This is a genomic window from Mycobacterium sp. smrl_JER01, from assembly GCF_048513595.2.
Taxonomy (GTDB): Bacteria; Actinomycetota; Actinomycetes; order Mycobacteriales; family Mycobacteriaceae; genus Mycobacterium.
Map to the genome: position 1 here is coordinate 3624105 of NZ_JBLXXK020000001.1, position 12221 is coordinate 3636325.

General features: G+C 68.8%; 11 protein-coding genes. 3 read left to right on the forward strand and 8 right to left on the reverse strand.

Annotation, left to right across the window (positions count from 1 at the left end; translation table 11 throughout):
• From mraY to ACNUDN_RS17120, 8 genes are all read right to left on the reverse strand, one after another.
• Positions 1-1080: a phospho-N-acetylmuramoyl-pentapeptide-transferase gene (gene mraY / locus ACNUDN_RS17085; RefSeq protein ID WP_419123001.1), complete on the reverse strand. Its 1080-nt coding sequence runs from the start codon at positions 1078-1080 to the stop codon at positions 1-3.
• The gene (locus ACNUDN_RS17090; RefSeq protein WP_419123002.1) at positions 1077-2600 is read right to left on the reverse strand and encodes a UDP-N-acetylmuramoyl-tripeptide--D-alanyl-D-alanine ligase; all 1524 of its coding nucleotides are present in this window, start codon (positions 2598-2600) and stop codon (positions 1077-1079) included. Before ACNUDN_RS17090 ends, mraY begins: the two co-directional genes overlap by 4 nt.
• Positions 2597-4132 carry a UDP-N-acetylmuramoyl-L-alanyl-D-glutamate--2,6-diaminopimelate ligase gene (locus ACNUDN_RS17095; protein WP_419123003.1) on the reverse strand — a complete coding sequence of 512 codons (1536 nt, stop codon included), beginning with the start codon at positions 4130-4132 and terminating at the stop codon, positions 2597-2599. The genes ACNUDN_RS17090 and ACNUDN_RS17095 overlap by 4 nt, the downstream gene beginning before the upstream one ends.
• A 63-nt stretch (positions 4133-4195) precedes the next feature.
• Positions 4196-6088 carry a peptidoglycan D,D-transpeptidase FtsI family protein gene (locus ACNUDN_RS17100; protein ID WP_419125194.1) on the reverse strand — a complete coding sequence of 631 codons (1893 nt, stop codon included), beginning with the start codon at positions 6086-6088 and terminating at the stop codon, positions 4196-4198.
• A 32-nt stretch (positions 6089-6120) separates the two neighbouring features.
• On the reverse strand, positions 6121-7224 hold the full coding sequence (gene ftsL, locus ACNUDN_RS17105) for a cell division protein FtsL (RefSeq protein WP_419123004.1): 1104 nt from the start codon (positions 7222-7224) through the stop codon (positions 6121-6123).
• A gap of 2 nt (positions 7225-7226) precedes the next feature.
• Positions 7227-8363: a 16S rRNA (cytosine(1402)-N(4))-methyltransferase RsmH gene (gene rsmH / locus ACNUDN_RS17110; protein ID WP_419123005.1), complete on the reverse strand. Its 1137-nt coding sequence runs from the start codon at positions 8361-8363 to the stop codon at positions 7227-7229.
• Positions 8338-8772, reverse strand: a complete 435-nt coding sequence (locus ACNUDN_RS17115; RefSeq protein WP_419123006.1) for a division/cell wall cluster transcriptional repressor MraZ — start codon at positions 8770-8772, stop codon at positions 8338-8340. Before ACNUDN_RS17115 ends, rsmH begins: the two co-directional genes overlap by 26 nt.
• A gap of 328 nt (positions 8773-9100) precedes the next feature.
• Positions 9101-9502 carry an SCO2097 family morphological protein gene (locus tag ACNUDN_RS17120; protein WP_419123007.1) on the reverse strand — a complete coding sequence of 134 codons (402 nt, stop codon included), beginning with the start codon at positions 9500-9502 and terminating at the stop codon, positions 9101-9103.
• 240 nt (positions 9503-9742) lie between these two features.
• Between ACNUDN_RS17120 and ACNUDN_RS17125 the strand changes: the two genes are divergently transcribed.
• From ACNUDN_RS17125 to idsA2, 3 genes are all read left to right on the forward strand, one after another.
• Entirely contained in the window at positions 9743-10333 is a 591-nt protein-coding gene (locus tag ACNUDN_RS17125; protein ID WP_419123008.1) for a GNAT family N-acetyltransferase, read from the forward strand.
• A 31-nt stretch (positions 10334-10364) separates the two neighbouring features.
• Positions 10365-11054 carry an LppM family (lipo)protein gene (locus ACNUDN_RS17130; RefSeq protein WP_419123009.1) on the forward strand — a complete coding sequence of 230 codons (690 nt, stop codon included), beginning with the start codon at positions 10365-10367 and terminating at the stop codon, positions 11052-11054.
• 85 nt (positions 11055-11139) lie between these two features.
• Entirely contained in the window at positions 11140-12219 is a 1080-nt protein-coding gene (idsA2, locus tag ACNUDN_RS17135) for a bifunctional (2E,6E)-farnesyl/geranyl diphosphate synthase (RefSeq protein ID WP_419123010.1), read from the forward strand.
• The last annotated feature ends 2 nt before the right edge of the window (positions 12220-12221 follow it).

The window sequence follows — 12221 nt, forward strand, 5'->3', positions numbered from 1 at the left end:
TCAGGCCCCGACGGTGGTCAGCCACTCGCTGTAGAAGAGCGCGACACCCAACCCGCACGCGATGGCGGTGAGTAACCAGAACCGGATGATCACGGTCGTCTCGGCCCACCCGACCAGCTCGAAGTGGTGATGGAACGGCGCCATCCGGAACACCCGCCGCCCCGTGGTGCGGAACGCCAGGATCTGCACCACCACCGAGGTGACTTCGGCGACGAACAGCGCGCCGAGCACGACCGCGAGCATCTCGGTGCGGCTGGTGACCGACAGCCCCGCGATGATCCCGCCCAGCGCCAACGACCCCGTGTCGCCCATGAAGATCTTCGCCGGGGCCGCGTTCCACCACAGGAAGCCGATACAGGCACCGGCGGTGGCAGCCGCGATGATCGCCAGGTCCAGCGGGTCGCGCACGTTGTAACAGCCGACCCCCGGGCTGGTCGCGCACGCATTGCGGAACTGCCAGAACGTGATGAGCACATAGGCCGCGCACACCATCGCCATCGCGCCTGCGGCCAGGCCGTCGAGACCGTCGGTGAAGTTCACCGCGTTCGACCAGGCACTGACCACCACGACGCAGAACAGCACGAAGACCGCGGGGGCGAGCGTGACGGTGGCGATCTCACGCACATAGGACAGGTCGGGACTGCCCGGGGTCAGCCCGTCGGCGTTGCGGAACTGCAGAGCCAGCACCCCGAACAGCACCGCTGCGACCAGAATCCCGACGGTCTTGGCGGTCTTGTTGAGGCCGAGATTACGGGACCGGCGGATCTTGATCAGGTCGTCGAGAAAGCCGACGGCGCCCAGCGCCGTCGCCAGCCCGAGGACCAGCAATCCGGACGCGGACGGACCCTTCCCGTCGATGAGCACCCCGACCAGATGCGTGCCCAGGTAGCTGGCCCAGATCCCGGCGACGATCGCGACACCGCCCATCGACGGGGTGCCGCGCTTCTTGTGGTGGCTGGGCGGGCCGTCGGCGCGGATCTCGTGGCCGAACCCCTGCCGGGTGAACAACCGGATCAACACCGGTGTGAGCAGTATCGACACCGCCACCGCGATGGCGACCGCGATGAGGATCTGTCTCATCGGTCACCGTCTCGGGTCGCCACATCCTCGACCGGTGCATCCATCAGCGCGTCGGCCAACGGGCCCAGCCCGGCGGAATTGGACGCCTTGACCAGGACCACGTCGCCCGGGCGCAGCTCGGCGCGCAGGAGCTCCAGCGCGGCCGCGGCGTCGGCCACCGGCGTGGCCTCGGATCCCCACGACCCTTCCATCACGGCGCCGTGCAACATGGCGCTCATAGGCCTCCCGGATCCGACGACGATGAGTCGAGAGACATCTAAGCGCACCGCCAGCCGTCCGATGCGGTCATGCTCGGTTATCGCGTCGTCGCCGAGCTCGGCCATCTCCCCCAGCACCGCCCAGCTGCGGCGTTTGGGCGTACCCCCGCGACTCATCCAGGCCAGTGCCTTCAACCCGGCGCTCATCGAATCCGGATTCGCGTTATAGGCGTCGTTGATGATCGTCACGCCGTCGGCCCGCTCGCTGACCTGCATCCGTCGCCGCGACGTCGGACCCGCCGCGGCGAGCGCGGCGGCCACCTGCTCCACCGTCGCCCCGCAGGCCAGTCCGACCGCAGCCGCGCACAGCGCATTCGACACCTGATGATCACCGTGCACCGCGAGCGTCACCGAAACCTCATCGGAGCCGGCATGCAGGGTGAAGCTCGGCCTCGCCAGCGGATCCAGGACGACGTTGTCGGCGCGCAGGTCGAGTCCGTCGGCGCCGCGACCGACCCGCACCACCCGGGCGACCGTCTTGGCCGCCATCGCCGCGACGACCGGATCGTCGGCGTTGAGGATCACCACACCGGACTCCGGAACTGACTGCGGCAGTTCGGATTTGGTAGCCGCGATGGCCTCGCGCGAACCGAACTCCCCCAGGTGGGCGGTCCCGACGTTGAGCACCACCCCGATCGCGGGACGCGCGATATCGGCCAGCGCGGCGATATTGCCCGGGTGACGCGCCGACATCTCCAGCACCAGGTAGTCGGTCGAGGGGCCGGCCCGCAACACCGTCCACGGGTGGCCGAGCTCGTTGTTGAACGACCCGGGCGGGGCGACGACCTCCCCGAGCGGTGCCAGCACCGCGGCGATCAGGTCCTTGGTCGACGTCTTTCCCGATGAGCCGGTAATGCCGACGATGGTCAGCCCGCTCGCGACCAGCTCCCTGGCCACCGCGGCCGCCAGCCGGCCCAGCGCGGCGAGCACGGCGGCGCCCGAGCCGTCGGCGTCGTGTTCGAGAACACTCGAGGTCCCGGTCGCGCCGGAGTCCGGGGCCACCGGATCGACGATGACCGCCGGGACTCCCACCGGGCGGGCCGCCAGTACCGCGACCGCTCCCGCCGCGACCGCCTTCGCCGCGAAATCGTGTCCGTCGGCGCGCGCTCCCGGCAGCGCCAGAAACAGCCCGCCCGGCGTCACGGCGCGGGAGTCGAATTCGACGGTTCCGGTGACGACCGTCCGGCTCGCGTCCTGCGCGGACACGTCGGCCAGCCGGCCACCGACGATCTCGGCGACCCGAGCCAAAGACATCTCGATCACCCGCGTACCTCCCGTGCCTCCAACGCGCCGGCCAGTTCGACGCGGTCGTCGAACGGATGCGTCTGACCCTTGCTGGTCTGTCCGGCCTCGTGCCCCTTACCCGCGATCAGCACGACGTCCCCGGCTGCCGCCCACGCCACCGCGTACTCGATCGCGGCTCGCCGGTCGCCGATCTCGACGACCTCGCCGCACGCATCCGCCGTGCCGGCCAGAATCGCCGCCCGGATGGCAGCGGGATCCTCGTCACGCGGGTTGTCGTCGGTCACGACCACCAGGTCGGCCAACTCGGCAGCCACCCGCCCCATCGGTTCACGCTTGCCCTGGTCACGGTTACCGCCGGCACCGAACACCACCGCGAGCCGGCCGGTGCACTGCTGGCGCAGGGTCTGTAGCACCGCACCCAGCGCCCCGGGTTTGTGGGCATAGTCGACCACGGCGAGGAACTGTTGACCCCTGTTCACCGATTCCAGCCGACCCGGAACCGAAGCTTCCCGCACGCCCGGGGCGGCCTGTTCCGGTGACACACCGACGGCGTCCAGCAGCGCGATCGCCAGCAGGCCGTTGGCCACGTTGTATCCGCCCGGCAGCCCGATCTCGACGCCGTGATGCACGCCCGCCGGGTCGACCACCACGAAATCCTGCGCGCCACCCCCGGCGGCCCGGATCTTTTCCACCTGCCAGTCGGCGGGACCGGTCGCGCTGACAGTGACCGGTCGGTGAGCGCGTCGGACCATGGCCTGTCCCCACTCGTCGTCGACGCACACCACCGAGCGCGCTGCACGGGTCGGCGACAGCGGATCGAACAACCGCGCCTTGGCATCGAAATAGTCCTGCATCGTCGAGTGGAAGTCCAGATGGTCCCGGGACAGGTTGGTGAACCCGCCGACCGCGAACGACACCCCGTCGACCCGGCCCAACGTGAGCGCGTGGCTGGACACCTCCATGACCACGGTGTCGACTCCCTGCTCGAGCATGACCGCCAGCAGCGCCTGCAGCTCCGGCGCCTCCGGTGTGGTCAGGCCGCCAGGAAGCTGACGCCCGTCGATGCGGACCCCGACCGTGCCGATCAGCCCGGCGACACGCCCTGCCGACCGCAGGCCCGCCTCCACCAGGTAGGTGGTGGTGGTTTTGCCCGACGTACCGGTGACGCCGATGACCTGCAGGTGCTCCGACGGTCGTCCGTAGACCACGGAGGCGACTTCGCCGAGCACAGCCCGGGGATGCGGATGGACCAGGATCGGTACGCCGAGGTCGCCGCCTGGACAATGCGCGGCAATCTCGTGCACGCCGGTGTCGTCGGTCAGCACCGCGACCGCGCCGCGCGCCACCGCATCGGCGGCGTACCGGCCGCCGTGAGCCCGCGAACCCGGAAGTGCGGCGAACAGATCACCGCCGCGCGCGTCCTGTCCCCGCAACGTCACACCCGTGATCCGGACGTCACGCACCGCGCTGCCGTCAACCCGACGGGCAGAGACCAGATCGGCCAGCACGCCGAGGGGCACACCGGTGGGATCGCTCGGGCGCAGGTTCATGGCCATGACACAGTACCGATCTCGCCGGGCTGCCTTCGCATTCGCGCCGGCCGACGCCGGATGTCAACCGGCCTGAAGTGTGAGCGGCGCCCCCGGGTCCGCCGACAGCGGTACGTTCTCGCGCTGCAGCAGCCATGACGCGATGTTGTGGAACAGCGGCGCGGCCGAGGAGCCCGGCGACCCGTCGGCGGCGCGGTGCGGCGCATCGAGCATGACGCCGATGACATACCGCGGTTCGTCCGCCGGGGCCATGCCCGCGAAGGTGATCCAGTAGACATCGTCGTAGTAACAGCCACAGGCCGGGTTGATCTGCTGGGCCGTGCCGGTCTTGCCCGCGATCTGATATCCCTCGACGGCGGCCTGCGGGCCGGTGCCCTGTTGGATGCCGCGCGGGTCACGCTGCACCACCGACCGGAACATGTCACGCACGGTCCGCGCCGTCGGCGCCGATACGACCCGGATGCCCTCCGGGCGGGGCTCCTGGGTGCGGGTGCCGTCCGCGGCGACGATGTCCTTGATGATGCGCGGCGGGACACGCACCCCGTCGTTGGCGATGGCTTGGTAGATGCCGGTCATCTGCAGCAGTGTCATCGACAGACCCTGTCCGATGGGAAGATTGGAGAAGGTGCTGCCCGACCACTGATCGATCGGCGGAACCAGACCTGAGCTCTCGCCGGGCAGACCGACGCCGGTGCGCTGACCGAGACCGAACAACCTCAGCATTTCGGCATAGCGCTCGGGGCCGATGCGCTGCGCCAGCATCAGGGTGCCCACGTTCGAGGACTTCCCGAAGACGCCGGTGGTGGTGTAGGGCATCACGCCGTGTTCCCAGGCGTCGCGGACGGTGACGCCGCCCATGTTGATCGAACCGGGAACCTGGAGCACCTCGTCGGGGGTGGACAACCCCTGCTCGATGACCGTTGCGGCGGTGATCATCTTGTTCACCGAGCCGGGCTCGAACGGGGAGGACACCGGCAGGTTGCCCAACTGCCGATCCTGCTGACGGCCGAGATCCTGCGCCGGGTTGAAGGTGTTGTCGTTCGACATCGCCAACACCTCACCGGATTTGGCGTCGAGCACCACTGCCGAGGCATTCTTGGCGCCCGAGGCGTCCTTGGCCATCTGCACCTGCTGCTGCACGTAGAACTGGATGTCGTCGTCGATGGTCAGCGAGACGGTGGACCCGTTGACGGCGTCGTGGCGGTTGCGATAGCTGCCCGGGATGACCACACCGTCGGAGCCGCGATCATAGGTGACCGACCCGTCGGTGCCGGCGAGCACCGAGTCCATGGAATCCTCCAGGCCCAACAACCCGTGCCCGTCCCAGTCGATGCCGCCGATGATATTGGCGGCCAGTACACCACCGGGGTATTGGCGCAGGTCCTGACGCTCGGAGCCGACCTCGGGGAACTTCGCGGTGATGGCGTCGGCGATCGCCGGGTCCACCGCGCGAGCGAGGTAGACAAACGTCTCGTTGCTGCGCAACTTCTTCAGAACCGTTGCGGTGTCGGGTTTGTTGCCCAACCGTGCCGATACCTCGGCAGCGATGTCACGCAACCGGGCGTCGGGGTCGGGCGATTCCGCGGACGCGAGCTCCTTGCTCTTCTCGAACGCCTCCTCCAGCTGCTTGCGCACCCGGACCGGCTGGAACGTCAACGCTCGCGCCTCGATCGTGAAGGCCAGCTTGTCGCCGTTGCGGTCGACGATCGCACCCCGCAGCGCCGGATCGATATCGGTGACCTTCAGTTGGCCGGCGGCCTCGGCGCGCAGCCCCTCGGCGCGCGGCACCTGCAGGGTGAACAGCTGTGCGGAAGCCACCACCAGCAGAAGGAAGATCACCGCGTTGCCGGCGCGGTGCCGGAACACGAACGACGCACTGCGCAAACCGTTCTGGGGTGTCGCCTGCCGGGTACGCCGGGCCCGGGCCGAGTGCTCCTGAGTCGGCACCTTCGCCAGCGCCTTCCCGGACGAACGTCGCTTGTCGCGGGTCACGCGGGAGCCCCGGGCACGGGCGCCAGTGGCGCCGTCTGCTCGAGTCCGGGCGCCGTGGGCGCAGGCACAGCGTCAGGTGTCAGCACCGGCGGCACGGTGTCCATCGGCGCCTGCGGCACGGTGTCCATCGGTGCCTGCGGCACGGTGTCCATCGGTGCCTGCGGCACGGTGTCCATCGGTGCCTGCGGCACGGTGTCCAGCGCTACCGCGGGTGGGGGCGTGACCGGGCCGGGCGCCGGCAACTGACCCGACACCGCGTGCGGCACCTCGGCGTTGGTGACCACGCCGGGAGTCAACGGCCCCGGCACCGGGACCGCACCGGGAACCAGCTGCGGTACGGCGGCCGAAGGCACCCGGACCGGAACCTCACGAGGTTCGACGACGCGGGGTGCGGGCGGCGCCGGTGGCGCCGGTTCGGGCAGCGGTGCGTTCAGCGGTGGCGGCGGAACCCCTTCCGCCGGCTTCGGAGTGCCGACGACCACCCAGTTACCGGCCGGGTCCTGCACCAGATGGGCGGTGTCACGCGACGGGATCATGCCGAGGTTACGTGCGGCCTCGGCCAGCGCCGGAGCTGCCTGCGCCTCCAGCACGTCGCGTTCCAGGGCTTCCTTCTGCTGCATCAACGCCTGGTTGACCTGACGTGCGCTTCCGAGTTGATAGGAACGTTCGGCGGCGTCGGTGGACAGCCACAGCGTCACCCCGAGACCGAGCCCGAGGGACCCGATCACCAGGACGACGAATGGCACCCGCGCGATCAACCGCCGCGGGCTCAGGTCGATCGACGCCAGCCGTACCAGAATCCGTTGACGCAGCGGTGGCCGAACAACCTTGGGCGCCTTCGCCTTGCGCGCTTTGGCGCGGGCCTTTGCCTGGCTCGCGCTCTTCGGACGGGCCGGCACGTCCTTGGGACGGGCGATCGGTGTGGTGCGCGGCGCCGAACGTTGCGGTCGCGGGTCACGCGTCGGTTTGCGGCCGCGGGGCTGCGCTTCGGCCGGCACCCGGTTGCTCTCGCGGGCCCGGCGTTTGTCCCGGGGCTGCGTCCTCTGTCGGGTGCGTCCCGCGGCCACCGCGGTCTTGCGTGTCGGCTTCTTCGCCTTCATCGCTACTGTCCCCCAACTTTTTCCAACGCGCGCAACCGGACCGGAGCGCTTCTCGGATTGCGTTCGATCTCCTCGGCGTCCGCACGCTCGGCACCGCGGGTCAAGGCGACGAACCTGGGTCCGTGCCCCGGCAACTCGACGGGCAACCCGGGCGGGGTACGGGACGCGGTCGCCGCCGCGAACTCGGTCTTGACGATCCGGTCCTCCAGCGACTGGTAGGCCATCACCGCGATGCGACCGTGTCGACGCAACACCCCCAAGGCGGCCGGGATCGCCAGACGGAGCGACTCGAGCTCGGCGTTGACCTCGATGCGCAGCGCCTGGAAGGTGCGCTTGGCGGGGTGTCCACCGGTACGTCGTGCCGGCGCCGGGATGGCCTGGTACAACAGCTCAACGAGTTCACCGGTCGTCGAGAACGGAGTGTGGGCACGACGGCGCACGATGTGCGCGGCGATCCGGCCGGCGAACTTCTCCTCGCCGTACTCTCGCAGCACCCGGGCCAGGGCCTTCTCGTCGTAGGTGTTCAGGATCTGCGCCGCGGTCAGATCCGAGCCGGAGTCCATCCGCATGTCCAGCGGCGCGTCGATCGAGTAGGAGAACCCTCGCTCCACCTGATCGAGCTGCATCGAGGACACTCCCAGGTCGAACAGAACGGCATCGACTCCGGTTGCCGCGCATCGGCTTTCGGCAACCGCCTGCTCGATGCCGTCATAGCGGACACGCACCAGCTCGACGCGCTCGCCGAAGGGTTCGAGTCGCGCACCGGCCAGCCGAAGTGCGTCGGGATCGCGATCCAGACCGATCAGTCGCAGCGCGGGGAACTGGGTGAGGAAGCGCTCGGAATGCCCCCCGGCGCCCAGGGTCGCGTCGATCAGAGTCGCCCCCGCACCGTCGGGCGAGGTACGGGTGAGCGCCGGTTCCAACAACTCGACGCATCGGTCGAGCAGGACCGGGATATGAGGCTGGTCATCCACCATCGCTGCACTCAGAGGGATCGGGGCGGCCCCTGCAGTGGGGTCCCTGTCCGAGATCGCGGACCTGACGTCGGGGAAGTACGTCAGGGCCGGTTCGGGCAGAGGCCGCACTGCACGGGCCTGCGGGCCGGTGGCCAGATCAGAGGATGTCGCCGAGTGCTTCATCGCTGGCCGCGGAGAAGTTCTCTTCGTGAAGCTCCTGGTATTCCTGCCACGCCTGGGCGTCCCAGATCTCCAGGAACCCGATCGACCCGGTCACCACGCAGTCCTTGGTCAGGTTCGCGTAGCGGCGGTGTTCGGCGGACAGCGTGATGCGGCCTTGTGCATCCGGGTACTGCTCGTCGGTACTGGCGGCCAGGTTGCGCAGGTAAGCGCGAGCCTGGGGGTTACCGCGCTTGGCTTTGTTCGAGATCTCGGAGATCATCTCCTCGAATTCGGCCCGCGGATGGACAGCCAGGCTGTGATCTTGGCTCTTGGTGACCATTAACCCTCCTGCCAGCGCGTCGCGGAACTTGGCGGGCAACGTCAGTCGCCCCTTGTCGTCGAGCTTTGGCGTGTAGGTGCCGAAGAACATCTCGTCACCTCGCAGACCTTGCTCAGCCTTGCCTCGAACGGAACCCCGGTCGCTCCGTTGTCCGCCACTTTACCCCACAATCCCCCACTTTGCTCCAATTGCTCTCGCGAGTTTCCCCCCGTCCCCCACTTTTGCCGCAAGTAACGGTGCCGGCGCCGGCCAACCACGACGCCTCGACCGCATCGTGTCCCGCCGAACAGGATGAAACCCCAGCTCAGCGCAGATCGTGTGCAGCCCCGCGGCGTGGTGGGGCATTGTGGGGCGAAAAAGTGGCCGTGGGTCAAAAAAAGGGGCAGCCCATGGGGCTGCCCCTACTCAGAACCGAACGCTACTCGTCGAAGCGACGACGGAAACGGTCCTCCATCCGACTGGTGAACGATCCGCCGCCCTTGGCACGCTTCTGCCGGGCCGGCCCACTCTCTCCGGCCAGCTGGTCACCACCCTTGGCCACCCGCGGCCCGGTGATCGCGAACACCACGCCTGCGAACATCACGATGAAGCCGATCACCGACAGGATCGGGAAACTGCCGATCATGGTGGCCTTGAATGCGACGCCTGAAACCAGCATCGCCAACCCGACCACGAACAGCCCGGCACCCTGCAGGCGCCGCCGGGTCGACGGGGCCCGGAGATTCCCGCCGCGAACGCTGGACGCGAACTTGGGGTCCTCGGCGTAGAGTGCGCTCTCGATCTGGTCGAGCATGCGCTGCTCATGATCGGAGAGTGGCATTCGTCCCTCCCTCTTGCCGTGGGGGCGTCGCAGTCGTTCGAAGTCCGGTACAAAATCCTCGGTGCCCGTGTGGACGGGTACTTAAACAGTAATGATACGAGCTGAATCTGAGCGGTACCACCTAGTTCACTGCCCGATTCTATGACGTACCCCGCCCCGCCCCGGCCACGGCCTCGCCCATCGGGTGGCCCGCCCGATAATGGGGGTCGTCACACCATCACCTTCAGGAGGGGCGGACACTTGGCGACACGTCTGATCGATCTGTCGCCGGGCGATATGCAGCAGCGCCTCCGGGACGCGCTGGCGATCTACGTCGACGCCATGCGTTACCCCCGCGGCACCGAGAACCAGCGCGCGTCGATGTGGCTCGAACACATCCGTAGGCGCGGATGGAAGGCCGTCGCGGCCATCGAGGTCCCCGACGACACCGACCCCGCGGAACCGCCCGCCGATGCGCCGATGCTCGGCATCGCCTACGGCTACTGCGGAGCCCCCGACCAGTGGTGGCAGCAGCAGGTGGTCTCTGGGCTGCAACGCAGCGGCACCGACCGCGGGCGCATCGCCGAGCTGATGACCAGCTATTTCGAGCTGACCGAGCTGCACATTCACCCGCGGGCTCAGGGCCGCGGACTCGGCGAGGCACTGATCCGGCGCCTGCTGGACAGCCGCACCGAACAGCAGGTACTGCTGTCCACCCCTGAGATCAACGGAGAGGACAACCGCGCCTGGCGGCTCTACCGTCGCCTCGGCTTCACCGACGTGATCCGCGGTTACCACTTCGCCGGAGATCCGCGCCCGTTCGCGATCCTCGGCCGATCCCTACCGCTGTGATCTCGGCGCTTTGATCTGGCACGATGACCGGGTGCTGACCCGTCACCGCACCCGTCGACGACTCCTCGCGCTGGTGCTGTTGCTGTTGGTCGTCGCGCCCTCGCTCATCGGCTGCGTGCGCGTCCGGGCCTCGATCACCGTCTCCCCCGACGACCGGGTGTCGGGTCAGATCGTCGCGGCCGCCATTCCGCGCGACGACAACGACAAGGGCCCGCAGCTGCTGAACAACCTGCCGTTCACCCAGAAGGTCGCGGTGTCCGAGTACAGCCGCGACGACTACGTGGGTTCCCAGGCGGTGTTCTCCGACCTCACCTTCGCCGAACTGCCCCAACTCGCGAGCATGAGCCGCGACGCCGCCGGCGTGGATATCTCGCTGCGGCGCGCCGGCGACCTGGTGATCCTGGAGGGAAGGGCCGATCTGACCTCGCTCAGCGACCCGGAGGCCGACGTGTCGCTGTCGGTGGCCTTTCCCGGCGAGGTGACCTCCACCAACGGTGAGCAGGTCTCGTCATCGGTCGTGGAATGGAAGCTGCGGCCCGGCGTGGTCAGCACGATGAACGCCCAGGCGCGCTACACCGACCCCAGCGCACGCTCGTTCACCGGCGCGGCGATCTGGTTGGGCATCGCATCACTGGTGGTCGCCGGCATCGTCGGTTGGCTGGCCTACACCACCCGTGACCGATCCCCGCGTCCCGGCGCGGCGCAGGAACCGTCGCGGTAGCCCTTACGTACTCACATCCGGCCCGCAGGCTCTACTCTGAGCACTCGGGGACGAGTGCACGAGGAGAAAGGGGCGCCCGCTGAGCGTGGATGCAGGGGCACCGTCAGCCGTGGAGCTGGCAGCGGCCGTCACCGAACAGCTGCGTGACTATCTGCGGGAACGCCGCCGCGACGCCGCGTACATCGGCGCGGGCTACGCGGTGTTGACCGAAGCCGTCGAGGAATTCGTGCTACGCGGCGGCAAACGTCTGCGACCGGCGTTCGCCTACTGGGGCTTCCGCGCGGTCGCCGGGTCCGAACCCGGTCCCGAGGTGTTGCGGCTGTTCTCCGCCCTCGAATTGCTGCACGCGTGCGCGCTCGTGCACGACGACGTCATCGATGCGTCGGCCACCCGCCGCGGGCTGCCGACCGTGCACCGGATCTTCTCCGAACGCCACCGCAGCAACAACTGGCTCGGCTCGCCGGAACAATTCGGCCTTTCGGCGGCGATCCTGCTCGGTGACGTCGCACTGGTGTGGGCCGACGACATCGTCGCGGGCGCCCAGATCGACGTCGATGCGCACCGGCGCGTGCAAAGGGTGTGGGCCGCCATCCGCACCGAGGTCCTCGGCGGCCAGTACCTGGACATCGTCAACGAAGCCAGCGGCGCGGAAACCGTGGAGTCGGCGCTGACCGTCAACATCTACAAGACGGCGTCCTACACCATCTCGCGCCCACTGCAACTGGGCGCCGCGGCCGCCGCGGACTGCCCGGAGGTGCTCTCGGCTTTCCACGAGTTGGGGACCAGCCTCGGGGTGGCGTTCCAGCTGCGCGACGATGTGCTCGGGGTGTTCGGGGACCCGACGGTCACCGGCAAACCGTCCGGCGACGACCTGCGGTCCGGCAAGCGCACCGTGCTGCTGGCCGAAGCGGTCGAGCTGGCCGAGAAGCACGACCCCATCGGGGCCAAACTGTTGCGCACCAGCATCGGCACCGATTTGACCGACGTCCAGGTCACCGAGGTACGCCAGGTCATCGAATCGGTCGGCGCGCTGGCCGCCGTGGAGCACCGCATCGACACCCTGACCCGGCGGGCCCTGGAGATCCTCGACGCCGCCCCCGTCGACGTGCAGGCCAGGTCCGGCCTGGCCGAACTCGCCAGATTGGCCGCGAACCGGTCCGCCTAGGA

Coding starts and splice junctions, on each gene's coding strand:
- rsmH (WP_419123005.1), bottom strand. CDS start 8,363: ATGAAGCACTCGGCGACATCCTCTGATCTGGCCACCGGCCCGCAGGCC.
- mraY (WP_419123001.1), bottom strand. CDS start 1,080: ATGAGACAGATCCTCATCGCGGTCGCCATCGCGGTGGCGGTGTCGATA.
- ACNUDN_RS17115 (WP_419123006.1), bottom strand. CDS start 8,772: ATGTTCTTCGGCACCTACACGCCAAAGCTCGACGACAAGGGGCGACTG.
- ftsL (WP_419123004.1), bottom strand. CDS start 7,224: ATGAAGGCGAAGAAGCCGACACGCAAGACCGCGGTGGCCGCGGGACGC.
- ACNUDN_RS17120 (WP_419123007.1), bottom strand. CDS start 9,502: ATGCCACTCTCCGATCATGAGCAGCGCATGCTCGACCAGATCGAGAGC.
- ACNUDN_RS17095 (WP_419123003.1), bottom strand. CDS start 4,132: ATGAACCTGCGCCCGAGCGATCCCACCGGTGTGCCCCTCGGCGTGCTG.